The organism is Rhodoferax sp. RT4P68 (genome assembly GCF_056521305.1).
Map to the genome: position 1 here is coordinate 456595 of NZ_JBWMBB010000005.1, position 21307 is coordinate 477901.

Genomic DNA, 21307 nt, shown 5'->3' on the forward strand with positions numbered 1-21307 from the left:
CCGGGGCCGGGTCGGCGCGCTCCATGCGTGCCCCTGGGCGAGGCTTGAGCATGCTGCGTCGGGGCTGGCAATGCCTGCTGTTCTATCTGTTGCTCGGCCACCTGGGCGCGATGTCGCTGACTTGGAACCTGGTGTGCATGGGGCTGCACCCCCTGCTGCCGAGAGCGCAGGGCACGGTCGTCGGCCGCGCCGCCGTTGCTGCGGTCTACCGCAGCCTGTGGACACTGGCGCAGTGGCTGGGGCTGATGCGCATCGACAACCGCGCGCTCGATGCGCTGGAGCGCGACCAGGGCCTGATCATCGCGGCCAATCACCCCACCATGCTGGACGCGCTGCTCATCATCGCGCGCGTGCCACGCGGCATCTGCATCATGCGCTCCAGCCTGATGCGCAACCCCTTCCTCGGTGCCGGCGCGCGCATGGCGCGCTACATCCGCAACGACCCGCCGCGCGGCATGATTCGCAGCGCCGTGCACAACCTGCGCCAGGGCGGCCAGCTGGTGCTGTTCCCCGAAGGCACGCGCACGGTGGTGCCGCCGGTCAACCCGTTTCGCCCTGGCATCACCTTGATGGCGCACATGGCGCAGGTGCCGATCCAGACCGTGATCATCGAATCGGACTCGCCCTACCTGGGCAAGGACTGGCCGATATGGCGCACGCCGCAGTTTCCGGTGGTGGTGCGGCTGCGGTTGGGCCAGCGCTTTGCGCCCGAGGCCGACCACATGGGGCTGCTCAAGCGGCTGGAAGACTATTTCGCCAGCGAGTTGAAGCCATGACACCCTCCACCACCCACCTGTTGCTGATCCCCAGCTACAACACCGGCCCCAAGGTCTATGAGACGGTCGCCGCGGCGCGTGCGCAGTGGAACCCGGTCTGGGTCGTGACCGACGGCAGCAACGACGGCACCCCGGCCGGCCTGCAGGCCATGGCGGCGGCGGACCCGGGGCTCAGGCTGATCACGCTGCCGGTCAACGTCGGCAAGGGCGCGGCCCTGCTGCACGCGCTGCAGCAGGCACAGCAGGCCGGCTTCACGCATGCGCTGACGATGGATTCGGACGGGCAGCACCCGGCCGAGTTGATCCCGCAGTTCATGCAGGCCTCGATCGCCCGGCCCGAGACCATGGTGCTGGGGCGCCCGGTGTTCGACGCCTCGGCGCCGATGCTGCGCGTGCGCGGCCGGCGCCTGTCGAACATGTGGACCCACCTGGAAACGCTGGGCGCCGGAATCGACGATTCGCTGTATGGCTTTCGCGTCTACCCGGTGGCCGATCTGATCGCCGTGATGCGCGACCAGCCGTGGATGCGCCGCTTCGATTTCGACCCTGAGGCCGTGGTGCGGCTGGCCTGGCGCGGCGTCAAGCCGGTCAACCTGGCGGCACCGGTGAAGTACCTCTCGGCAGCAGAGGGCGGCGTCTCGCACTTCCACTATGGCCGCGACAACCTGCTGCTGAGCTGGATGCACCTGCGGCTGATGGTCGAGTTCGTGCTGCGCCTGCCCGTGCTGCTCTGGCGCCGCATGACCGGGCGGCCGCCCTTCCAACGGTGAGCGCGGCCCAACCGCCAGCAGGCATGGCGCCCAACGAACGGCGCGCCGCCAGAGCGTCCGCTCCGCTGGCGCCCTGGACGGCCGAGCTGGCATTCCGCGCGCGCCAGCTGTTTTGGCTCAAGCTGCTCGGCACCACGTTGTGGACGACGGTGTTCTTCGTCGGCTACTTCCACCTGCTGCGCCACCCGGCCTACCCGGTCACCGTGATGCCGCTGATCTGGCTGGACGCGCTGGTGCCGTTTCAGCCGGCCATGCTGGTGCCCTACCTGTCGCTGTGGCTGTACATCGGCGTGGCGCCGGGGCTGCAGCGCGGGTTCTGGCCGCTGGTGGTCTACAGCCTGTGGATGACGGCACTGTTGCTGACCGGGCTGGCGATCTTCTACTGGTGGCCGACGGCCGTGCCGCCCATGGGCATCGACCGCGCCGCGCACTTCGGCTTCGCCATGCTGGAAGGCGTGGACGCCAGTGGCAATGCCTGCCCGTCGATGCACGTGGCGGCCTCGGTGTTCACGGCGGTGCGTCTGCACGCGGTGCTGCGCGAGATCGGTGCGCCGGCCGTCTGGCGCGGTCTCAATCTCGTGTGGGTGCTGCTGATTGCCTGGTCGACCATGGCCGTGCGCCAACACGTGGCGCTGGATGTGTTGGGCGGCGTGCTGCTGGGCCTGGTGTTTGCTTATCCGTCGCTGCGCTGGCGCCCGCCAAGCTATCATCCCCGGCCCCAGCCGTTGCCCACAACACCATGAGTTCGTTGACTGCCCTGCAGGATCTGGTTCAGAGCAAATTCGGGATCGATCCCGCCACGCTGGACCCCCACGCATCCATGCGCGAGAAGGGCTTCGACTCGCTGGCGCTGGTCGAATTCCTGTTCGCGGTGGAGGACCAATACGGCATCTCCGTGCCGGACGAATACTCCAGCATCGACACCCTGGCCCAGTTGGCCGAGGTCGTCGACAAGCTGGTGGCGGCCAAGCAACAGGCCGCCTGACCCCGTGCGCCGCGCAGCCGTCGTCACCGGCCTGGGGGTGGTCTCGCCGCACGGCGACGACGCGCATACGATGTTCGATGCCCTGCTGGCAGGCCGCTCGGCCATCGCCCCTGTGTTTCCCGATCTCGCCAAGCCGGCCTGCGCCGCGACGGTCGAATTCGACCCGTTGGCCTGGTTCACCAAGCTGCAGCTGGCCGGCGTGGACCGCGTCAGCCAGCTGGCCGTGGCAGCGGCCGGGCTGGCCGTGCGCGATGCAGGCGACGCCAGCGCGTTGGGCGATGCCACGCCCGAGCGCATCGGCGTCTACACCGGCTGCGGCATGGGCGGCGCGGCCGCCCTGGAGGCCGCCTACCGCAGCGGTGGCCGCGTGCCGCCGCTGACCATCCCGGCCTTCATGCCCAACGCACCGGCCGGCCACGTCGCCATGCGCCACCGCGTGCTGGGGCCGGTGCTGACCTATTCCGTGGCCTGCGCCTCCTCGGCCGTGGCGATTGCCGAGGCCGCCGCCGCCGTGCAGCGCGGCGACCTGGACGTGGCGATCGCCGGCGGCAGCGAGGCGCTGATCGTGCCCGGCGTGGTGCTGGCCTGGCAGGCGATGCACACGCTGGCAGCCTTCGAGGACGGCCAGGCCGCAACCGCCGTCAAGCCCTTCGCGGCCGACCGCAGCGGCTTTGCGCTGGGCGAAGGCGCGGCCTTCGTCGTCATCGAATCGGCCGAGCGCGCCCGTGCACGCGGCGCGCGCCATCACGCCACCGTGGCCGGCTGGGGCCTCAGCTGCGACGCCACGCATCTGACCAAGCCCGACGCTGCCGGGCAGGCCCGCGCCCTGAACGCCGCGCTGCGCCGCGCCGACCTGGCGCCGCGCGATGTCGGCTACTGCAACGCCCACGGCACAGCCACGCGCATCGGCGACGTCGTCGAATGCCAGGCCCTGTCCCAAGTCTTCGGCGAGGCGCTCGCGGATCTGGCCGTCAGCTCGACCAAGGCGCTGCACGGCCACCTGCTGGGCGCGGCGGGGGCGCTGGAGGCGGTGGTCACGATCTTGGCGCTGGAGCGCGGCCAGCTGCCGCCGAACATGCACGGCGGCGCGCCCGAGCCAGAGTGCCGGGTGAACCTGGTGCCGGCTGAGGGCGCCGCCGCGCCGGGCCTGTCGGCAGCGATCAGCAACTCGTTCGCGTTCGGTGGCACCAACGCGGTGCTGTTGTTCACACGCGACTGAACGTCAGCCGCCGCCTAGGGGCGCGTACGTAGTCCCCGGCGCACGGAAGGTTTCGTCAGTCTCGCGTCAGAATCGGGGTTCATGCTGCACCGCACCATGAACGCGAATCCGAACTCAGCCTTGCAACTGCACCTGGACGATGTCCTGGGTGACCTGCACTACGCACGCCGGACGGACAACCTCGGCCGGCTCGTGCACGTGACCTACTGGGACGTGCGGCGTTGGGCCCGATCGGCGCACCGTGAGGCGCTGGCCAGCCGCGCCGCCGACCTGATCCGCTCCCAGCCCCAGCCCAACCGCGCGGCGTGCCTGGAAATCGTCGACGACGTCATCCGCGAGCTGGAACGCATCCAGGCCGAAGGCGTTGCAGACGCCCACGGCTCGCCCCCGAACGGGCTGCCCAACTGAGCCTGGCGGTGTTCACCGCGCCGCCGACGCGGCTGCGTCGCCGGCGCCACCGTCGTCCACCATGGACGCAAGGCCCGTCCAATCTGGGACGTGGACCCGTCCAATGTGGAATGGACGCTCGTCCCATCTGGATCGAACGCCCGTCCATCGCGGAATCCGACGGCGCCTGCCGGCGGTGTTTCAGGCCAACGCGGGCGCCGTGTCGGGAAACAGCAAATCCATCTCTGCGGGCGCCGCAGGCCGCTCGGCCATGACGGCGCGCAGGGCCTTCGTCGGCAGATCCGGGTGCGTGGCCAACGCCCGGTCCATCAACTGCGCGGCCACCTGGTGCAGCAGTTGCATGTTGGTCTCCAGCCGCGCTGCGAACTGCGCGGCGTCCAGCTTGTCGGCCAGCCCGCGGTTCATCTCGGCGAACCACGGCAGGCTGGCCTGGTCCAGCATGCGCGCCGGGCGGGCGCCGTCGTCCACTTCGCCCCAGGCGCGCAGAAAGTCCTGCACCGCCATGTTCATGCGGTGCGACCAGGCCAGCTCGGGCTGCAGCCGCCACATGGTCTGCACATCGACCAGCTTGTTCTGGAAGAACAGCTGGCACATCACGCCCCAGTAGAAGGTGTAGTCCCACAGCACCTTCAGCGGCATCACCTCGGCGCTGTGGAACAGTGGGTACTGGCCCACATAGATCGGCAGCATGGCGTCGTACAGCGAGAAGTAGATGCGCTCGTACATCGGCGCCAGCATGCCGACCGGGGCCTTGGCCCGGTCCTGGGCGACCATCTCGGTCACGAAGGTGTTCGAGATCGCGATGAAGTCGCCCCCGGGCGAATAGAACGGGTCGAGGAACAGCCCGGCCTCACCCGTCAGCGCCCAACGGTCAGCACCGCTGAAGACCTTCTTGCAGCCGTACGAGAAGCGCTTGAAGAACGCGAAATCCTGCAGGCCGTCGCGCTTGCCGTCCAGGTCGGCGTACAGCTGCGGCTGGTGCACCTTGAACCAATCCATGGCCTTGTCGAAGCTGTTGATGCTCTCCAGCGGGTGCAGCGCCGGGTCGGCCACGATGCCCACCGAATGCGAGCCCGAGGCCAGCGGAATCAGCCAGACCCAGTAGCCCGCGCCCACGAGGTGGATGGTCGACAGCCAGCGGTTCGGCGGGTTGCAGCGGGCCAGCCAGTCGGCGTCGTGCGTCCACTCGGCCACGTCGATGCGGCGGTCGATGCGGAACCAGACGGCATGCGCCGCGTGGTCGTTCGGCTGCGCCAGGTCGAGCCGGCGCTTGAGGAGGCCGGCGCGGCCGCTCGCGTCGACCACCCAGTCGGCGCTGACCTCGTGCGCCACGCCGCCCTGTTCGTAGCGCACCTGGTGCAGCGCGCCCTTGGCCCCCAGCGTGAAGTCGCGCACCAGCGCACCGTCGCGATGGTGCACACCCAGCGCCTGCACCATGCCGGCGAGATCGTTCTCCAGCATGCCGCGGTCCAGCTGGTAGCTCTGCGTCGGCAGAAAGGTGCTGGCGCCCAGCTCGGTCACCTGCGTGAGGTCGGGCGCGCCATCGCTCCAGAAGAAGCGAAAGCCGAACTTCTTCAGCTGCCGCTGGTCCAGGTAGTCCTTCAGCCCCAGCACGTTGGCCAGGTGATGGGCCTGGATCTCGACCGACGATTCGCCCACCTTGTGCGCCGCTTCGGGCATGGGGTGGGTGCGGCGCTCCAGCACCAGCACGTCCAGATCGGGCATGCGCTGCTTGAGCTGCAGCGCCAGCGTGAGGCCGGCGAGACCACCGCCGAGGATCACGACGTCGTGGTGCGAATCAGGGCGTTCTGCGGTGTTCATCGGTTGTCCTTCATGCCATGCCGCCGTTGATGGAGATCACCTGCCCGCTGATGTAGCCCGCCGCGTCCGACGCCAGAAAGCCGACCAGCGCCGCCACCTCCTGCGCCGTGCCGGCCCGCTTCATCGGCACGATACGCTCGATGGTGGCTTTGTCGAAATCCTGCGCCATGCCGGTGGCGATGATGCCCGGTGCCACGGCGTTGACGGTGATGCCGCGGCTGCCCAGCTCCAGCGCCAGCGACTTGGTGGCGCTGTTGAGCGCGCCCTTGGCGGCGGCGTAGTTCACCTGGCCACGGTTGCCCATCAGCGAGGCGACCGAGGACATGTTGACGATGCGGCCCCAGCGCGTGCGCACCATGGGCATGCTGAGCGCCTGCGTGACGTGGAAGAAGCCGTTCAGCGAGACATCGATGACCTGGTGCCACTGCTCGGCGCGCAGCGCGGGGAAGGCCGCGTCGTCGTGCGTGCCGGCGTTGTTGACGAGGATCTGCACCGCGCCGGCCGCGACCAGCTGCGCGCAGGCCGCCGCCGTGGCCGGGCCATCGGTCACGTCGAAGGCCACGGCCTCGGCACTGCCACCGGCCGCGCGGATCTCGTCGGCCAGCGCCTGCGCCGCCTCCAGCCGCTGGTTGGCATGGGCGATGACATGGTGGCCGCTGTGCGCCAGCTGCAGCGCAATCGCGCGGCCCAGGCCGCCGCTGGCGCCGGTGACGAGGGCGCGTTTGCGCGTCGGAGTGGATGTCATGCAGATAAGGGGGTGTTGAGCACCACGGCGGCACGGCCTTCGGCCACCGGCTGGCCCTCGTGCTGCACGCGGAAGTGGTAGAGGATCTGCTGCGCATCGCCGGCCTGGCGCGTCACCTCGACGCGCAGCTCGCCGGCCAGCTCGTCCAGCCGCAGACAGTGCAGCTGCACGCCGCGTGCGCTGGCCAGGTAGCCGGGCGTGGCCGGCACGCCAGCGGCCTGGCCGATCAGCGCGCCGTGCAGCGCCATGGCCTGGGCGGCGTATTCGATGGCGCAGGGCGACAGCAGGCCGCCGGTGGTGCGCAAAGGGTTGTCGGCATCGCGGTGGCTGGTGGCATGGCAGACGATGGTGCTGGCATCCCAGCGCTCCATCCGCGCGAGCAGGCACATGGTGCCGCTGTGCGGGATCAGGCGGGCGATGCCGGCGTGGTCGAGCATCACGACTGGGGTTGCATCTGCACGCGCAGTTGCAGACCGTCCAGGTAATCGAGCACCAGCACACCGGGCGCCCGCAACGCCAACGCCTGCAGCAATGGCAGTGCAGCCGCGCAGGGGATGGCCGTGCGCAGTGCTTCGAGCGAGGCGTCGTCGCAACGCGTGGCCATCTCGACGCCGCCGGCGAGCGGCTGCACCTGCAGCGCCGCCAGGCTCTTGGCGCTGCGCGAGGGCGACAGCAGCAAGGCCACGCCGAAGTTCTCGGGAATCGGCCGGCTGCTGTTCAGCGGCTCGGGGTACGGCAGGTCGTAGGCCACCAGCAGCACAGGACGCCCGTCCGCGTGCACAGCCGTGGCCGCCTCGGCCAGGCCGGCGCTGAAGCTGCCGTCGTGCGCGCACAGGCTGGTCGAGGTGGCCCGGCTGGCCACGGCGATGTGCCAATAGCCGGCCGCCGCGTTGTGCACCGAGTTCGTGAAGCGCGTGGGCGAAATCTGCGGGTTCGGCACGGCCAGCGACTCGCACAGCGAATGGCAGTTGGCGCCCTCGCCACCGGACGAGCTGAACACCGTGGCCAGCTGCGACGGGTCGACACCGGCGTGCGCGACCGCCTCGTCGGCCACGCCCATGGCCAGCCGCATGACGGCACCGGAGCGGCGCCGCTCGGCCGGCGGCAGGCGGGCCGGCGGCGTCAGCACGGTCGGCGCGAACACGTGGCCGGCCTCGCCGCGCAGCACGGGCTGGGCCGCCTCCCAGCTCGGCAGGCCGGGGCCGAGCAGGCCGATGCCGTCGATGTACAGGGGCAGGGGTTGGTTCATCGATTGGCTCATCGGGCGCCTCCATCCCACCGCCGTGCGGGCAGGACCGTGGTGTTGTCGGCGCCTCCCGCCAACACCAGGCAGGCGTTCGTGCCGCCGAAGCCGAAGGAGTTGCTCAGCACATGGGCGAGCGGCGCGTCGCGGTTCGCGTCCAGGTACTGCGCGTGCAGCGCCGGGTCCGGCGTGCTGCGGTGCAGGCCGCCGGGCATGAAGCCGTGGCGCAGCGCCAGCAGGGAGATCGCCGCCTCGATGCCGCCGGCCGCGCCCAGCGTGTGGCCGGTGGCGCCCTTGGTCGAGCTGGCAGGCGGCGTGGCCTCGCCGAAGACGGCGCGCACGGCGCGGTCTTCCGAGCTGTCGTTGGTCGGCGTGGCCGTGCCGTGCAGGTTGATGTAGTCGATGTCGCCCGGCTGCAGGCCGGCAGCGGCCAGCGCCGCACGCATGGCGGCGATGGCACCGGCGCCCTCGGGGTGCGGCGTGCTCATGTGGTGGCCGTCGTTGGTCTCGCCCACACCCAGCACCCAGCCCTGCGGGGCGGCGCTGTCTTGGCCGCCGTTGTGGCGCTCGATCAGCATGAAGGCGCCGGCCTCGCCGATCGACAGGCCCCGGCGCTCGGCGTCCCAGGGCCGGCAGGCCTCGGGCGAGAGCAGTTCCAGCGCGTTGAAGCCGTACAGCGTGGTCAGGCACAGCGAGTCGACGCCGCCTACGACGGCCGCGTCGATCCAGCCGGCGTGCAGCATGCGCTGGGCGTTGCCGAACACCTTTGCGCTGGACGAGCAGGCAGTGGAGACCACGGCGCCCGGCCCGGTGAGCCCCAGCGCCCGCGCGGTGAACGCGGCCAGCGAATACGAGTTTTGCGTCTCGGCGTAGCGAAAGCCCTCGGGCAGCGCGCCATCGGCCTGGCGGTTCTGGTAGGCCAGCTCGGTCTGCAGCAGGCCCGAGGTGCTGGTGCCCAGGAACACGCCGACGCGGGCCGCACCCCAACGCGCGCGCGCCTTCGCCACGGCATCGAGGAAGCCGTCCTGCTGCAGCGCCAGCCAGGCCAGGCGGTTGTTGCGGCAGTCGAAATGCGCAAGATGGTCGGGCAGCGCGATGGCGTCCACACCGTCGACCTCGCCGGTCCAGGTGGCCAGCGGCAGGCCATGAAAGCGCAGCGGCGCCAGGCCCGAGCGCTGCGCGCGCAGGGCGTCCAGCGTGGCGGCCTGCCCGGCCCCGAGCGCGCTGGTCAGGGTGAAGGCCGTGATGGCCAATGGATTCATGGGGCTACCTTGGCGATCAACAAAACGTTGGCGAACGGGGTTCCGGCACTCATGGGCTGGCTGCGCACGTCGAAGCCCAGCGTCTGCAACTGCGCCGACCAGGCGGCCAGCGTGCGCCCGTACTGCGGCAGCACGCGGTGGCCGCGGATGCGCGTGACGACGGCGTCCACCCACTGGCTGATGGCAAAGCCGCGGCGCACGGCGGCATCGCCCACGCGGAGCAGCAGCAGGCCGCCGGGTGGCAGCGCGGCGCGCACGCGGGCGAGCACCTGGTTCTGATCGGCGATGGCGATGTAGTGCAGCACGTCCAGGATGACGACCGCGTCGACGGCTGGGAACTCGGTGGTGCGCATGTCGCCGCAGACGAAGCGGGCCTTGTCGCCCAGCGCGGCCAGCGCGGCGCGAGCGCGTTCGACATCGCGCGGCATGAGTTCGATGCCGGTCACCTGCGCCGGCGCCGGGGCGGGCGGCCAGGTAGCCGGCCACTGGCCTCGTTGTGCCAGGGTGCTGCTGCTGGCCAACAGGCTGGCCAGCAGGCCCTGACCGCAGCCGATGTCCAGCACGCGCGCGCCGGGGCGGATGTGGCCTTGTTCGATCACATAGCGGAACACCGGGTCCATGGAGAGCTTGCCGCGCGCGAAATGCCAGGCGAAGCGGCCGGCCGCGCGGTAGGGCGCGCAGGCGGTGTCGAGCAGGGTGGTCCAGGCGAGGGTGGTCATCGGGCGTTGAGCGGTGAGTCGCCCTCTCCCCTCGCGGGAGAAGGTCGGGGAGAGGGGGCGGGGCGCTGTCATGCCAGTGCCTCGGGTACGGTGGTCGTGGTGAGGCCGGCTTCGCGCACACGCTGCAGCAGCGCCGGCAGCGCGGCCAGCACCACGGGGCGGCCGTCGGCCATCGTCGCGCCGTGGCGGTCGTGCAGCAGCAGGATGTCGCCGGCGGCCAGGCCGCGCGTGAGCCGCGCCAGCACGGCCTGCGGGTCGCTCTGGCGCGTGTCGAAGCCGCGCCGCGTCCAACTCACCAGCGTCAGGCCCAGGCCGTGCAGCACCGGGTCGAGGAACGGGTTGCGCAAGCCGGCCGGCGCGCGAAAGCAGGTGGGCCGCTGGCCGGTGAGCTGCGCCAGCCGGTCCTGCGCCTGCCCGATCTCGCGCCGAAAGCCGGCCGGGCCGAGCAGCGAGAAGTGGTGGCGGTGCCGCAGGCTGTGGTTCTGCACGCTGTGGCCACGCCGCACGATCTCGCGGGCCAGCGCCGGGTGGCGCTCGGCCTGCTGGGCGATGCAGAAGAACGTGGCGCGTGCGCCGTGCACGTCCAGGATGTCCAGCACCTGGGGCGTCACCTGCGGGTCCGGCCCGTCGTCCAGCGTGATGGCGACTTCGCCGCGCCGCGCCGCCGCATCCGGCAGGCGCAGCACGTTGGCACCCAGCCAGGTCGAGCGCGGCCACAGGCCGGTGGCGGTGATCAGCGCATGGTCCAGCACGACGGCGCCCAGCGCCCAGGGCCACAACGCTGGCGCGGCCACCACCAGGCCGGCCGCGCCCAGATGGCAGGCGGCGCTGGCCTTGAGCAACATCGGCGCGCGCCAGCGCGTGGTGTGCAGGACAGGGGCGGGTGCAGCATGCATGGCGGCGCGAATTTACCCGTTGACGGCTGGCGGCCGCGTAGGAATGAACGCCGCCGAGAGCAGCAGGCACAGCACGATGCCCGGCGCCACCACCTGCCCCAGCGCGTTCAGCGTGGCGATGCCAGAGAGCGCCAGCAGAAAGAAGGACGTGGCCGCCGTCACGTTGGCCAGCGCCAGCGAGGCCAGCAGATCGTGGTCCAGCGCGAACGGCTCAGGGCCGGTGTGGGCGTCCTGCTCGGCGCGCAGCTGGTCGAAGAACAGCGCGTAGTTGGAGCCGATGGCCACCGTCAGCAGCAGGCCGACCAGGTGCAGGATGCCCAGCTCCACACCGCTCGCCGCCAGCGCGGCAATGACGATCAGCGTCGCCGCGCCGACCGCCACGGCGATGCGGCCCAGGCGCCGGAACGACTTCAGATGGACCAGTAGCACGAGGCACAGCGCCAGCGCGCCCAGCGCCGCCTGCACGCCGGCCTCGCGCAGGTAGCGGGTGTACATGCCACGCAGCTCGCCCGCGATGTCGACCACCTGCACCTGCGGCTGGTCGGCGAAGGCTGCGCGCACTGCGGCCACGTCCAGCGGCTGCTCGCCCTGTGCCAGCGTGATCAGGCCGCGCCAGGGGCGCTCGCCACTGCCGCGCACCAGCAGCGCGTCGAAGGCGGCTGCCAGCGGCGTGCCTTCCAGCGCGGTGCGGGTCAGCAGCGGCTGGGTACGGGCCTGCGCGACTTCGGCGACGAAGGGCTCCAGCCGGGCGGCGGCGATGGGGCCGTCGACAGCGGCTTCCTGCAGGCGCGCGCGCAGCGTCTCGGCCTGCGGCAGCGCATCGCGCCGCGCCTGCTGCACGGCCGGGCTGGGCAGAATGCGCGCGGGGGATGAGTAGCCGGCCAGCCGGCCGTCGGCCACCAGCGCGTCGAGCCGGGCACCGGCGGCCTCGGCGGCGCGCAGCACGCTGGCTTCGTCGGTGCCGGTCACGGCGACGACGATGCCGGAATCGCTGGCGCCCAGGTCGGCCCGCAGCGCGGTGTCGATCTGCATCTTCTCGTCGCCGACCGGGCTCAGCGAGGCCAGGTCGCCGCGCCAGGGCGAGGGCATCCACGCCAGCGCGACGGCGGCGGCCACAGCCAGCGCCGCCAGCGGCCAGCGCAGGCGCTGCAGCACCCCCATGGCAGCGGCGACAGCGCGGCCCAGGTGGCGGCGCAGGCCCATGCCGGGCGCGCCGTCGGGCGACAGCACGGTCAGCACGTAGCGCGTGGTCAGCGCGGCACCGGCCAGCCCGGCGATGGAGAACACGCCCAGCTGCGCCAGCCCCGGAAAGCCAGAGAACAGCAGCGCCGCAAAGCCGCACAGCGACGTCCACAACCCCAGCCGCACGGTGGGCCAGCTGCCGCCCAGCCAGCGCCGCGCACCCGCGCCCACCGCAGCGCCGGGCACGCCGCGCGCCTGGATGAGGTAGTAGATGGCGTAGTCGACCGCCTCGCCGATCAGCGTGGTGCCAAAGCCCAGCGTGATGCCGTGCACGTTGCCGAACACCAGGCTGACGGCGGCGATGCCGGCCAGCACGCCGGTGGTGACCGGCAGCAGCGCTGTCAGCAGCGTGCGCAACGAGCCACCGAACGACAGCAGCAGCAGCCCGACCACGATGACGCCGCCGGCCATCGCCAGGCGCTCGACCTCGGTCTTGATCTGCGCGCGCGAAGCCACGGCGAAGCTGCCCGAGCCGGAGACGACCAGCTGCAACCCCTGGGCCTCGGACGGCGCAAAGCTGCTGCGCACCAGCGCCAGCGCCCTCTCCTGCCCGTCCAGGTCGCCACCGTCGGCGCGCGTGGTGGCCAGCACCACGGCACGGTTGCCATCGCGCGAGACCCAGACCCGCCCGTCGCTGCGCGGCGCTTGCGCGGGCAGCATGGTCTCGGCCATGCGCAGGGTCTCACCGGTCGGGTCGCGCAGCAGGATGGGCTTGATCAAGCTGCCGGCCGGCGTGCCCAGCAGCGCCGTGGTGTCGTAGATGGCGTCGCGCAGGCCGTCGACCGTGAAGCGCTGCGCGTCCACGCCCGGGCTCAGCAGGTAGCGGTTCGCGAACAGGAACTTGCCCGTCTCCTCGAAGCCGGTGTTGTCGCCGTTGTGCACGGCGTCGAACGCGCCGCTCTGGCGCAGCGCCTTGGCCAGCTGCACCGAGGCCTCGCCGCGCTGCTCCGGCGTGCCGCCCTCGATGCCGACCAGCACCAGCCGGGCGACCAGGCCGCTTTGCAGCTGGTCCAGCAGCACGGCCTGTTCGGCGCTCGGGTCGCGCGGCAGGAAGGCCGACAGGTCGGCCACGTACTGCGTGCGGGCGGTGATGGCGGCCGCGGCCAGCACCAAGACCAGCCAAAGCGCGATGGCAACGTTGCGCAGGCGGCGCATGTCAGGTGATCGCCATGCGCAGGCGGCGGGCACACCGGCGCGTCATTTCGCCTGGATCTTCATGATGGAGTAGTCGCCACCGGTCATCGACACGGTGATCTCGCGCAGCATGGCCTGCTGGCCGGTGACGGCGATCTGCGTCACCAGCTCGCGCAGGCGCGCGGCGCGCGGCGCCAGCAGGAGCGTCCACTTGGCCGGCGTGCCGGAGACCTGGGCGTCGAAGTGCCGTTCGATGGCCTCGCGGTTGCCGGTCAGGGTGCCGCGCACGGCCTCGACGATGACCGCGGCCTCGGGCACGCTGTCCAGCTGCAGCGTACGGCTGCGGCTGCCCTGGCGCATGGTCAGCGTGTTGCCGTCCACGGCCAGGCTTTCGCTGCGCGGCTTGAGCGTCTCGCGCGTGAAGCGGTCGGGCGCCTGGAACGACAGCCGGCCGGTGCTCTCCAGCGGCCGGTCGAGCACGCTGGAGTGGCGCACCTCGGTGAACGTGGCCTCGCCGGCCTGCACCTGGGCCAGCAGCCCCATCAGCTGGCGCAGGTCGAACGCCGTTTGCGCATGCAGGGCCGGCACGGCACCGGCGGCGAGCAGGGCCAGGGCCTGGCGGCGGTCAACCGGCTTTGGAAGCAGCGTCATCACTTGCCCAGAAGTCATAGAAGTTGAACCAGTTATACGGGGCTTCGCGGCACATGGATTCGAGCAGCACCACATAGCGCTGCAGCGCGGCCTGCACCTGCTGCTCCATCACGGCGCCGCTCACCTCACGGAAGTCGGCGACCGGCTCGAAGCGCAGGCTGTAGCGCCGCCCGCCATGGTAGAGGCCGGCCATGAAAAAGACGCGCTGGCGCAGCATGGCCGCCAGGCGCAGGGGGCCATCGGAGAACGGCGCCGGCTGGCCCAGGAAGGGCAGCATCCAGGTGCGCGAGCGCCCAGCCGCCGCGCCCGGCAGCGTGCGGTCGGCCAGCAGGCCGGCCATGCCGCCGTCGTCCAGCCAGCGCTTGAGTGCCAGCATGGCGCCGGGGCGGCCCAGCGCGATGGTGTGCAGCTGCGCGTTGGGCGCGATCGCCTTCAACGTGGCGTTGATCAGGCGTGCGTTGTCCTCGTACATGAGCATCGCGGCGCGCGTGCCGATGCTCTGCGCGCCGGCGCGCAGCGCCTCGAAGCTGCCCAGGTGCGCACCGAGAAGCATCACGCCGTGGCCTTCTGCCAGCACGTCCTCGACCGGGCGCACGTTGCGGTTGTCGATCTCGAACCGCGCCAGCTTGCCGCGCAGGAAGTAGATGCGGTCCAGCACGGTGGCCCCAAAGCTGTGGAAGTGGCGCAAGCTGTCGCGCCAGCGCGCCGGGCGGCCCAGCGCGCGTGTGAGGTACTGGCGCGAGGCGCGGCGCGCGCGGCCACTGGACAGCAGAAAGTACAGCGTGGCCGGCAGCAACAGCAGCCGCGCAGCCGGCCGGCCGGCCCCCACGGCAATGGCGCACATGCACCGCATCGCCCACGCGTTGCCGCGTTCGCGCTGCGTGGCCCAGTCCGCGGGCGGCGCGGCTTCGCGAGGCACTGCGGGCACCGGCCGCGCGCGGGGGGCGCGTTCGACTTCTACGGCGGATCGCGTCTCTTCGGGCGGCCCGGCGCGGCGCACTGGGACACCTTCGGCTTCGCCTGCGGAGCGAGCCTCTTCGGGCGGCCGGGCGCGGCGCACTGGGACACCTTCGGCTTCGCCTGCGGAGCGAGCCTCTTCGGGCGGCCGGGCGTGGCTCATGGGGACACCTTCGGCTTCGCCTGCGGAGCGAGCCTCTTCGGGCGGCCGGGCGCGGCTCATGGGCCTGCAGGTTCGAACTGCCCCGACGCCGCGAGGCGCTCGTCCGCGCCCAGGTCATGCACGGCAAAGCGCAGGCCGCGGCCGCTCGCGTCCAGCCGGATCTGCAGCTGCGCCCCGGGCCGCACCGGCGCCAGGAACTTGGCGTTGCCGATGCGCGGCGCCGTGCCCACGCGCGCAGCCAGCGCGGGGTCGGCCAGCACCGCCTGCAGCACCTCGGCCAACAGCGAGACGCCGGGCAGCAGCGGCTGGCCGGGGAAGTGACCGGCAAAGGCCGGGTGGTCGGCGGGAATGTGCAGCGGCAGGCTGCGCACGGCGCTGGCGTCCATCACCGCTGCGCGAGTTGCTGGCGAGCCCACTGGCCGAACGCGATGGCCGGCAGCTTGCCGGTCGACGGCTCGCGCGGCAGCGCCGGCACCACCACGACGCGGCGCGGCAGGAACACCGGGTCCACGCGCGGGCGCAGGCCGGCCAACACGGCCTGCTGCGCCTGCCCGGCCGGCAGATCAGGGGCGACGACGACAAAGGCCACCAACCGCGTCACGGCACCGTCGACCTCGTCGGCCGGCAGCCAGAAGGCGCCATCCGCCACGCCGGGCGTGCTGTTCAGATGGAAGTTCAGGTGCGCCAGCGAGTTGCGCTTGCCGGCGATGTTGATCAGGTCGTTGGAGCGGCCCAGCAGCCGGAAGCGGTCCGGCTCCAGCACCTCCAGCACGTCGGCCAGCGGCGTCGGCACGATGACGTGGCCACCGTGCACCTGCGTGTGCTCGCCGTCGCCGGACAGCACCAGCCCGTCGTAGGTGCGCCACTCGGGGCCGTCGGTGGTGCGCCGGGTGGCGACCTGGCCGGCCTCGGTGCAGCCGTAGATCTCGACCAGCGGGCCTTGCAGCGCGGCCTCGGCACGCGCGGCCAGTTGCGGCGACAGCGGCGCCGTGGCGCTGAGCACCAGGTCGACGGCCGGCAGCGCGATGCCGGCCTCCAGCAGCATGCGCAGATGGAACGGTGTGGTCACCAGCATGCGCGGGCGCGGCAGGCGAGCCAGCGCGGCGGCGATGTCGGCCGGGTAGAACGGCCGCTCGGCATCGAACGCCGCGCCGCCCAGCAGCGCGATCAGCACCGACGATTCGAAGCCGTACATGTGCTGCGGCGGCACCGTGGCCACCAGGCTCAGCCCCTGCAGGTCGGGCCGCCCCAGGTGCTCGGCCAGGCGTTTGGCGCCGGCCACGGTGCAGTCCACCAGCGGGCCCCAGCGCTTGGGGTGCGGCACCGGCAGGCCGGTCGAGCCGGAGGTCAGCACATGCGCGGCCAGCGCGTCGCGCGGCAGCGAGATGTCGGGGCTGGCCGCAGCGCCCGGCGCGGCGTCTGCATAGGCGATGCGGGGCAGCGCGACCTCGGTGTCGTCGCGGTCGACCAGCGCGTAGGCGCGCGGGAACAGGCTCAGCAACCGGGCCACGGTCTCGCGCTGCTGGTTGGGCGGCATCAGGTTAGGCTGGCCGCGCAGCATGGCGGCGCCCAGGCCGACGGCGAAGCGGTAGCGGTCGGCCGACAGGTTGAGCATGGCGCCGTCGGCCGGCAGGCGCTCTGCCAGGGCCTGCACGTCGGCCAGGTAGGTGCGCCGCGCGATCGGCTGGCCGCCGCGCCAGGCGATGGGCGCGTCCGCATCCTCGCCAGCGATCAGCGCATGCGCCTGCATCACAGCACCGTGTCCGGCGGCACGGCGTCCTTGCCGCCGTGCATGTAGCTGCGCACCGCGTCGGCCAGGCTGGCACGCTCGAAATCGGGGTGCAGCCAATACCGGAGCAGGTACTCGCCGATGAACATGGCGCCCACGGCCACCGGCGTCAGCAGGTTGGCGAACAGCGCCCAGGTGTCGAACGATGCCCAGGCATACAGCGCCAGCGACAGCAGCGCCATCGCCACGAAATACAGCGTCCAGGCCAGCGTGACCTTGCGTGTGTAGACGGCCATCTCGGGCGTGAAATTGCGGTGCACGCGCGCGGCCAGCGTGGTGATCAGCGACGTCTGGCCACGCCGCAGCGTGCCGCCGAAGCCCACCGCCAGGAACACGTTGACGCCCACGTGCTGCGCCAGGTAGAGCAGCGAGGCCGACAGCGGGCGCGCCAAGGTGGCCTGCGCGCACAGCGCCACGAGCGACACCGCCGCCAGCGCCGCCAACGGCTTTTGGCCGGCGCGCCAGGCGCCCAGCGCGATGGCCAGCAGCATGGGGGCCAGCACCAGCACCGCGTTCCAGGGGGAGGCGTCGGCGCGCGTCATCAGCCAGTGCGAGGCGGCGATGTAAGCCAGGCTCGTCAGCAGGACGGCCACGATGCGGACGGGCATGGCGGGTTGCGGATCAGGAAGTGGGAACCGCGCAGGCACGGTCAGGGGGAAAGGCTCAGGCAGCCGGGGTGCGGTTCGCGCCAATGTGCTCGGCCAGGCTGGCCAGCGAGCCGAAGATGCGTACGTTGTCCTCGTCGTCCGAGCGCAGCTGAAAGCCATAGCGCTGCGAGACGACCAGCGCCACTTCGAGGATGTCGATGGAATCGAGGCCCAGGCCCTCGCCGTACAGCGGCGCGGCGGGATCGATGGACTCGGGGGCGACTTCGAGGTTCAGCGCCTCGACGAGGAGGGCCGCGACTTCCAGTTGCAAGTCGGTTTGGGCGAAGCTCATGCGATCACAGGTCCGGTGGGGGAAGGAATGGGCGCCGACCTCGCGGCTTTCGGCCATTGGGGCAGTTCGGCTGCGCTGATCTGACGGGCTTGCTGCAGGGGGCGAGTATATCAACCGCCCCTGTGCAGGCCTGGGGCCGCAGGTATCATCTGCGCCCCCGGCCCGGCCCTGCGCACGCAAGCCCGGCGCCCCCGCCCGCAGACCGCCATCGCCGGCGTGCGGGCCCACCCCCTGCAGGAGACACCCCCCATGTTCCGTCGTACGTTTTGCAGTGCCCTGGCCGCCGGTGCACTGGCCCCCTCGCTGGTGGCCGCGCAGGCTTTCCCGACCAAGCCGATCCGGCTGATCGTGCCCTTCCCGCCCGGCGGCGGCACCGACATCCTGTCGCGCCTGGTGGCGGCCAAGTTCACCGAGGTCAGCAAGTGGACGGTGGTGGCCGACAACCGCGCCGGCGCCGGCGGCACCGTGGGCATCAGCGAGGCCGTGCGCGCAGCGCCCACCGGCTACGAGATGGTCATGGGCCAGAAGGACAACCTGGTTGTCGCGCCCTGGCTGTACAAGAACCTGCCCTACGAGACCACGCGTGACCTGATCGCCGTGGCCCACGTGGCCTACACGCCGGTGGTGATCGTCACGGCCAGCACCTCGCGCTTTCGCACGCTAGGCGACGTGGTCGCCGCCGCGCGCAACGCGCCGGACACCATCACCTTCGGCTCGCCCGGCAACGGCACCACCATCCACCTGGCCGGCGAGATCTTCAAGGGGGCCGCCGGCATCAACATCCGCCACGTGCCCTACAAGGGCTCGAACCCGGCCCTGATGGACGTGCTGGCCGGCAACATCGACTTGATGGTCTCCTCGCTGCCCTCGGCCATGGGGCAGCTGAAGTCGGGCAAGTTGCGCGCGCTGGCCGTCACGTCCGCCAAGCGCAGCAGCTCGGCGCCCGAGATCCCCACCGTGGCCGAGCTGGGCTACAAGGATTTCGACGTCAGCACCTGGTATGGCCTGTTCCTGCCGGCCGGCACGCCCAAAGAGATCGTGGCCCAGATGAATGCCGAGGCCAACAAGCTGCTGGCCATGCCCGAGATGCAGGCCGCCATCCAGGCCCAGGGCGCAGAAACGCAGGTGATGAGCGCCGAGCAGTTCGGTGCGCTCGTCAAGAGCGACCACGCCAAGTGGAAGAGCATCGTGCAGGACTCCGGCGCCAAGATCGAATAAGCCGCACCAACGCACCGCCACCCCATCGCCGCCCGCATGGCCAAGGAAAAGTCGATCTACAGCTGCAACGAATGCGGCGGCACCAGTGCCAAGTGGCTGGGCAAGTGCCCGCACTGCAACGCCTGGAACACGCTGGTCGAGACCGTGGCGCAGCCGGCGCCCGGCACGGCCAAGAACCGCTTCGCCTCGCTGGCGCCCGCCGCCGCCGTGATGACGCTGGCCGACATCGAGGCCAGCGACGTCGCGCGCACGCCCACCGGGCAGGAAGAGCTGGACCGCGTGCTGGGCGGCGGCATCGTCGATGGCGGCGTGGTGTTGATCGGTGGCGACCCGGGCATCGGCAAGTCCACCCTGTTGCTGCAGGCGCTGGACACACTGCAACGCGGCGGCATGCCCACGCTGTATGTGACCGGCGAGGAAAGTGGCGCCCAGGTGGCGCTGCGCTCGCGCCGCCTGGGCCTGGACAACAGCCAGGTGCAGGTGCTGGCCGAGACGCAGCTGGAAAAAATCCTCGCCACGCTGGACGCGCGCAAGCCTGGCATCGCCGTGATCGACTCGATCCAGACCGTCTACAGCGAGCAGCTCACCTCGGCCCCCGGCTCGGTGGCGCAGGTGCGCGAATGCGCGGCGCACCTCACGCGCGCGGCCAAGTCGTCCGGCACGGCCATCGTGCTGGTCGGCCATGTGACCAAGGAAGGCGCACTGGCCGGCCCGCGCGTGCTGGAGCACATGGTCGACACGGTGCTGTACTTTGAGGGCGACACGCACAGCAGCTTTCGCCTGGTGCGGGCCATCAAGAACCGCTTCGGCGCCGTCAACGAGATCGGCGTCTTCGCCATGACCGAGCGTGGCCTGAAGGGCGTGAGCAACCCCAGCGCCATCTTCCTGAGCCAGCACGCCGAGCCGGTGCCGGGCAGCTGCGTGCTGGTCACGCTGGAAGGCACGCGGCCCCTGCTGGTGGAAATCCAGGCGCTGGTGGACGACGGCGGCCCCAGCCCGCGGCGCTTGTCCGTCGGCCTGGACCGCGACCGCCTGGCGATGCTGCTGGCCGTGCTGCACCGCCATGCGGGCGTCGCCTGCCTGGACCAGGACGTGTTCGTCAACGCCGTCGGCGGCGTGCGCATCGCCGAGCCCGCAGCCGATCTGGCGGTGCTGCTGGCCATCACCAGCAGCCTGCGCGGCAAACCGTTACCCAAGGGCTTTGTCGCGTTCGGCGAGGTCGGCCTGGCCGGCGAGGTGCGGCCAGCGCCGCGTGGGCAGGAGCGTCTGCGCGAGGCCGCCAAGCTGGGTTTCTCGGTCGCCGTCGTGCCCAGGGCGAATGCGCCGAAGAAGCCGATCGAGGGCCTGACCATCCACGCCGTCGACCGCGTCGACGAGGCCATCGCCGCCATCAAGGGCTGAACGCGCGGTTTCGCCGCGCTGCCCGCTGCGCGCATTGGGGGCAGCCGTACCTGCGCCGATGGCGTGCAGGCAGCGCCCGCGCCTGTCCCGCGCGGTATGCGATCGCCCCGCCGCCACCCGCATCCTTCAAATGGTGGACGTTGTCAGCCAAATGTCATTTGACGTAGTCCAGGAACTTTGTCACGATCTCGACGGGGTTTTGGCTTACAACAATTGCATGAAGTTGCCTACTTTCAGGCACTTTGATGCGCAATAGGCGATTCTTTACAGTTGCGGAGGATTCGATGGCGTGCTACTCGTTTCACAAACGTCTTCTGGCGTTGATCTTCGGCTGCCTGCTGTGCCTGCAGGCGCAGGCGGTGGTAATCACGGCGACCGCAACCGATCTGGCGGACACCACGGCCGGCCAGGACGCCTGGCAGATCACCTACCGCGTGGGCGACTTGACCGCCAACTACGCCGTCAACCTGCTGTTCCCGACGGCGGCCTACGCCGATCTCGCGCTGGGCTCGGTGTCGCCGCTGTGGGTGCCGCCACTGCCGTTGCCGGGCCAAGGGCCCAGCGACGGTGAGCTCACGCTGCAGGCGTTCGCCGATCTGGGCATCGGTGAGTTCGCCGAAGCCAGCATCAGCTTCATTCGCCTCGCGCCGTTTGCCGACCAGTTCTATGCGCTGCTGGACCTCGACACCTTCGAACCGATCGCACAGGGCACGCTGAACATTGCCATCCGACCTACCAACGACGTGCCCGAACCGGGCACATGGGCCCTGATGGGCCTGGGCATCGCCCTGCTCGGCAGCGCCAAGAGCCGCCGCCGACCGCGCGCCGCGCCGAGCACGCCGCCGGTCTGATTCCACGCCGCCGGCTGGCGGCGTTTTCCGCTTTTTTCGATCCGTCACGACTTCAGGTGGCCTGACACCAGGCCGCCGGCGCAGCGGTGCGCCCGTCCATTACGCCGCCTCCGAGGAG

At 71.2% G+C, this 21307-nt stretch carries 23 protein-coding genes; 9 read left to right on the top strand and 14 right to left on the bottom strand.

Translation table 11 applies throughout. The features are described 5' to 3' along the window. The first annotated feature begins 50 nt into the window (after window positions 1-50). From AC099J_RS14140 to AC099J_RS14165, 6 genes are all read left to right on the top strand, one after another. Window positions 51-776: a lysophospholipid acyltransferase family protein gene (locus AC099J_RS14140; RefSeq protein ID WP_479615887.1), complete on the top strand. Its 726-nt coding sequence runs from the start codon at window positions 51-53 to the stop codon at window positions 774-776. Further along, on the top strand, window positions 773-1546 hold the full coding sequence (locus AC099J_RS14145; RefSeq protein WP_479615888.1) for a glycosyltransferase family 2 protein: 774 nt from the start codon (window positions 773-775) through the stop codon (window positions 1544-1546). Before AC099J_RS14140 ends, AC099J_RS14145 begins: the two co-directional genes overlap by 4 nt. A 23-nt stretch (window positions 1547-1569) precedes the next feature. Continuing rightward, window positions 1570-2289 (top strand): phosphatase PAP2 family protein, encoded by a 720-nt coding sequence (locus AC099J_RS14150; protein ID WP_479615889.1) that lies wholly within the window; start codon window positions 1570-1572, stop codon window positions 2287-2289. Further along, the gene (locus tag AC099J_RS14155; RefSeq protein WP_479615890.1) at window positions 2286-2531 is read left to right on the top strand and encodes an acyl carrier protein; all 246 of its coding nucleotides are present in this window, start codon (window positions 2286-2288) and stop codon (window positions 2529-2531) included. The genes AC099J_RS14150 and AC099J_RS14155 overlap by 4 nt, the downstream gene beginning before the upstream one ends. 4 nt (window positions 2532-2535) lie before the next feature. Then, on the top strand, window positions 2536-3750 hold the full coding sequence (locus AC099J_RS14160; RefSeq protein WP_479615891.1) for a beta-ketoacyl-[acyl-carrier-protein] synthase family protein: 1215 nt from the start codon (window positions 2536-2538) through the stop codon (window positions 3748-3750). An 81-nt stretch (window positions 3751-3831) separates the two neighbouring features. Continuing rightward, window positions 3832-4158, top strand: a complete 327-nt coding sequence (locus AC099J_RS14165) for a hypothetical protein (RefSeq protein WP_479615892.1) — start codon at window positions 3832-3834, stop codon at window positions 4156-4158. A gap of 180 nt (window positions 4159-4338) precedes the next feature. Here the strand turns inward: AC099J_RS14165 and AC099J_RS14170 are convergent, their stop codons facing one another. The 14 genes from AC099J_RS14170 to AC099J_RS14235 all read right to left on the bottom strand — a co-directional run bounded on the left by AC099J_RS14170 (window position 4339) and on the right by AC099J_RS14235 (window position 17719). Next, on the bottom strand, window positions 4339-5979 hold the full coding sequence (locus AC099J_RS14170) for an NAD(P)/FAD-dependent oxidoreductase (RefSeq protein WP_479615893.1): 1641 nt from the start codon (window positions 5977-5979) through the stop codon (window positions 4339-4341). A 10-nt stretch (window positions 5980-5989) separates the two neighbouring features. Next, on the bottom strand, window positions 5990-6724 hold the full coding sequence (fabG, locus tag AC099J_RS14175) for a 3-oxoacyl-ACP reductase FabG (RefSeq protein ID WP_479615894.1): 735 nt from the start codon (window positions 6722-6724) through the stop codon (window positions 5990-5992). Continuing rightward, window positions 6721-7161, bottom strand: a complete 441-nt coding sequence (locus AC099J_RS14180; RefSeq protein WP_479615895.1) for a hotdog family protein — start codon at window positions 7159-7161, stop codon at window positions 6721-6723. Before AC099J_RS14180 ends, fabG begins: the two co-directional genes overlap by 4 nt. Then, window positions 7161-7973 (bottom strand): beta-ketoacyl synthase chain length factor, encoded by an 813-nt coding sequence (locus tag AC099J_RS14185; protein ID WP_479615896.1) that lies wholly within the window; start codon window positions 7971-7973, stop codon window positions 7161-7163. The genes AC099J_RS14180 and AC099J_RS14185 overlap by 1 nt, the downstream gene beginning before the upstream one ends. Window positions 7974-7981: 8 nt before the next feature. Continuing rightward, window positions 7982-9229, bottom strand: a complete 1248-nt coding sequence (locus AC099J_RS14190; RefSeq protein WP_479615897.1) for a beta-ketoacyl-[acyl-carrier-protein] synthase family protein — start codon at window positions 9227-9229, stop codon at window positions 7982-7984. Further along, window positions 9226-9948, bottom strand: a complete 723-nt coding sequence (locus AC099J_RS14195; RefSeq protein ID WP_479615898.1) for a class I SAM-dependent methyltransferase — start codon at window positions 9946-9948, stop codon at window positions 9226-9228. The genes AC099J_RS14190 and AC099J_RS14195 overlap by 4 nt, the downstream gene beginning before the upstream one ends. A gap of 68 nt (window positions 9949-10016) precedes the next feature. Continuing rightward, window positions 10017-10844 (bottom strand): polysaccharide deacetylase family protein, encoded by an 828-nt coding sequence (locus AC099J_RS14200; RefSeq protein ID WP_479615899.1) that lies wholly within the window; start codon window positions 10842-10844, stop codon window positions 10017-10019. Between the two features lie 12 nt (window positions 10845-10856). Further along, on the bottom strand, window positions 10857-13241 hold the full coding sequence (locus AC099J_RS14205) for an MMPL family transporter (RefSeq protein WP_479615900.1): 2385 nt from the start codon (window positions 13239-13241) through the stop codon (window positions 10857-10859). 42 nt (window positions 13242-13283) lie between these two features. Beyond that, window positions 13284-13871, bottom strand: coding sequence for a LolA-related protein (locus AC099J_RS14210; RefSeq protein ID WP_479615901.1), 588 nt, complete (start codon window positions 13869-13871; stop codon window positions 13284-13286). Beyond that, on the bottom strand, window positions 13846-14715 hold the full coding sequence (locus tag AC099J_RS14215) for an LpxL/LpxP family acyltransferase (protein ID WP_479615902.1): 870 nt from the start codon (window positions 14713-14715) through the stop codon (window positions 13846-13848). The genes AC099J_RS14210 and AC099J_RS14215 overlap by 26 nt, the downstream gene beginning before the upstream one ends. A 332-nt stretch (window positions 14716-15047) precedes the next feature. Continuing rightward, window positions 15048-15377 (bottom strand): ApeI family dehydratase, encoded by a 330-nt coding sequence (locus AC099J_RS14220; RefSeq protein WP_479615903.1) that lies wholly within the window; start codon window positions 15375-15377, stop codon window positions 15048-15050. Next, entirely contained in the window at window positions 15377-16741 is a 1365-nt protein-coding gene (locus tag AC099J_RS14225) for an AMP-binding protein (protein WP_479615904.1), read from the bottom strand. Before AC099J_RS14225 ends, AC099J_RS14220 begins: the two co-directional genes overlap by 1 nt. After that, the gene (locus AC099J_RS14230) at window positions 16741-17388 is read right to left on the bottom strand and encodes a COG4648 family protein (RefSeq protein WP_479615905.1); all 648 of its coding nucleotides are present in this window, start codon (window positions 17386-17388) and stop codon (window positions 16741-16743) included. The genes AC099J_RS14225 and AC099J_RS14230 overlap by 1 nt, the downstream gene beginning before the upstream one ends. 55 nt (window positions 17389-17443) lie before the next feature. After that, window positions 17444-17719, bottom strand: coding sequence for a phosphopantetheine-binding protein (locus tag AC099J_RS14235; RefSeq protein ID WP_479615906.1), 276 nt, complete (start codon window positions 17717-17719; stop codon window positions 17444-17446). Between the two features lie 249 nt (window positions 17720-17968). Between AC099J_RS14235 and AC099J_RS14240 the strand changes: the two genes are divergently transcribed. The 3 genes from AC099J_RS14240 (at window position 17969) to AC099J_RS14250 (ending at window position 21189) form a co-directional block, all read left to right on the top strand. Next, entirely contained in the window at window positions 17969-18937 is a 969-nt protein-coding gene (locus AC099J_RS14240) for a Bug family tripartite tricarboxylate transporter substrate binding protein (RefSeq protein ID WP_479615907.1), read from the top strand. A gap of 36 nt (window positions 18938-18973) precedes the next feature. Further along, a complete protein-coding gene (radA, locus tag AC099J_RS14245) occupies window positions 18974-20338 on the top strand; it encodes a DNA repair protein RadA (RefSeq protein ID WP_479615908.1) in 1365 nt (454 codons plus the stop codon). A gap of 284 nt (window positions 20339-20622) precedes the next feature. Next, the gene (locus AC099J_RS14250) at window positions 20623-21189 is read left to right on the top strand and encodes a PEP-CTERM sorting domain-containing protein (RefSeq protein WP_479615909.1); all 567 of its coding nucleotides are present in this window, start codon (window positions 20623-20625) and stop codon (window positions 21187-21189) included. The last annotated feature ends 118 nt before the right edge of the window (window positions 21190-21307 follow it).

Bases quoted from the DNA above. Each gene is read 5' to 3' on its own strand.
- AC099J_RS14200 (WP_479615899.1), bottom strand. From the start codon at position 10,844: ATGCATGCTGCACCCGCCCCTGTCCTGCACACCACGCGCTGGCGCGCG.
- radA (WP_479615908.1), top strand. From the start codon at position 18,974: ATGGCCAAGGAAAAGTCGATCTACAGCTGCAACGAATGCGGCGGCACC.
- AC099J_RS14155 (WP_479615890.1), top strand. From the start codon at position 2,286: ATGAGTTCGTTGACTGCCCTGCAGGATCTGGTTCAGAGCAAATTCGGG.
- AC099J_RS14145 (WP_479615888.1), top strand. From the start codon at position 773: ATGACACCCTCCACCACCCACCTGTTGCTGATCCCCAGCTACAACACC.
- AC099J_RS14150 (WP_479615889.1), top strand. From the start codon at position 1,570: ATGGCGCCCAACGAACGGCGCGCCGCCAGAGCGTCCGCTCCGCTGGCG.
- AC099J_RS14185 (WP_479615896.1), bottom strand. From the start codon at position 7,973: ATGAACCAACCCCTGCCCCTGTACATCGACGGCATCGGCCTGCTCGGC.
- AC099J_RS14235 (WP_479615906.1), bottom strand. From the start codon at position 17,719: ATGAGCTTCGCCCAAACCGACTTGCAACTGGAAGTCGCGGCCCTCCTC.
- AC099J_RS14225 (WP_479615904.1), bottom strand. From the start codon at position 16,741: ATGCAGGCGCATGCGCTGATCGCTGGCGAGGATGCGGACGCGCCCATC.
- AC099J_RS14215 (WP_479615902.1), bottom strand. From the start codon at position 14,715: ATGTGCGCCATTGCCGTGGGGGCCGGCCGGCCGGCTGCGCGGCTGCTG.
- AC099J_RS14205 (WP_479615900.1), bottom strand. From the start codon at position 13,241: ATGCGCCGCCTGCGCAACGTTGCCATCGCGCTTTGGCTGGTCTTGGTG.
- AC099J_RS14140 (WP_479615887.1), top strand. From the start codon at position 51: ATGCTGCGTCGGGGCTGGCAATGCCTGCTGTTCTATCTGTTGCTCGGC.
- AC099J_RS14250 (WP_479615909.1), top strand. From the start codon at position 20,623: ATGGCGTGCTACTCGTTTCACAAACGTCTTCTGGCGTTGATCTTCGGC.
- AC099J_RS14180 (WP_479615895.1), bottom strand. From the start codon at position 7,161: ATGCTCGACCACGCCGGCATCGCCCGCCTGATCCCGCACAGCGGCACC.
- AC099J_RS14230 (WP_479615905.1), bottom strand. From the start codon at position 17,388: ATGCCCGTCCGCATCGTGGCCGTCCTGCTGACGAGCCTGGCTTACATC.
- AC099J_RS14210 (WP_479615901.1), bottom strand. From the start codon at position 13,871: ATGACGCTGCTTCCAAAGCCGGTTGACCGCCGCCAGGCCCTGGCCCTG.
- AC099J_RS14165 (WP_479615892.1), top strand. From the start codon at position 3,832: ATGCTGCACCGCACCATGAACGCGAATCCGAACTCAGCCTTGCAACTG.
- AC099J_RS14195 (WP_479615898.1), bottom strand. From the start codon at position 9,948: ATGACCACCCTCGCCTGGACCACCCTGCTCGACACCGCCTGCGCGCCC.
- AC099J_RS14170 (WP_479615893.1), bottom strand. From the start codon at position 5,979: ATGAACACCGCAGAACGCCCTGATTCGCACCACGACGTCGTGATCCTC.
- fabG (WP_479615894.1), bottom strand. From the start codon at position 6,724: ATGACATCCACTCCGACGCGCAAACGCGCCCTCGTCACCGGCGCCAGC.
- AC099J_RS14190 (WP_479615897.1), bottom strand. From the start codon at position 9,229: ATGAATCCATTGGCCATCACGGCCTTCACCCTGACCAGCGCGCTCGGG.
- AC099J_RS14240 (WP_479615907.1), top strand. From the start codon at position 17,969: ATGTTCCGTCGTACGTTTTGCAGTGCCCTGGCCGCCGGTGCACTGGCC.
- AC099J_RS14220 (WP_479615903.1), bottom strand. From the start codon at position 15,377: ATGGACGCCAGCGCCGTGCGCAGCCTGCCGCTGCACATTCCCGCCGAC.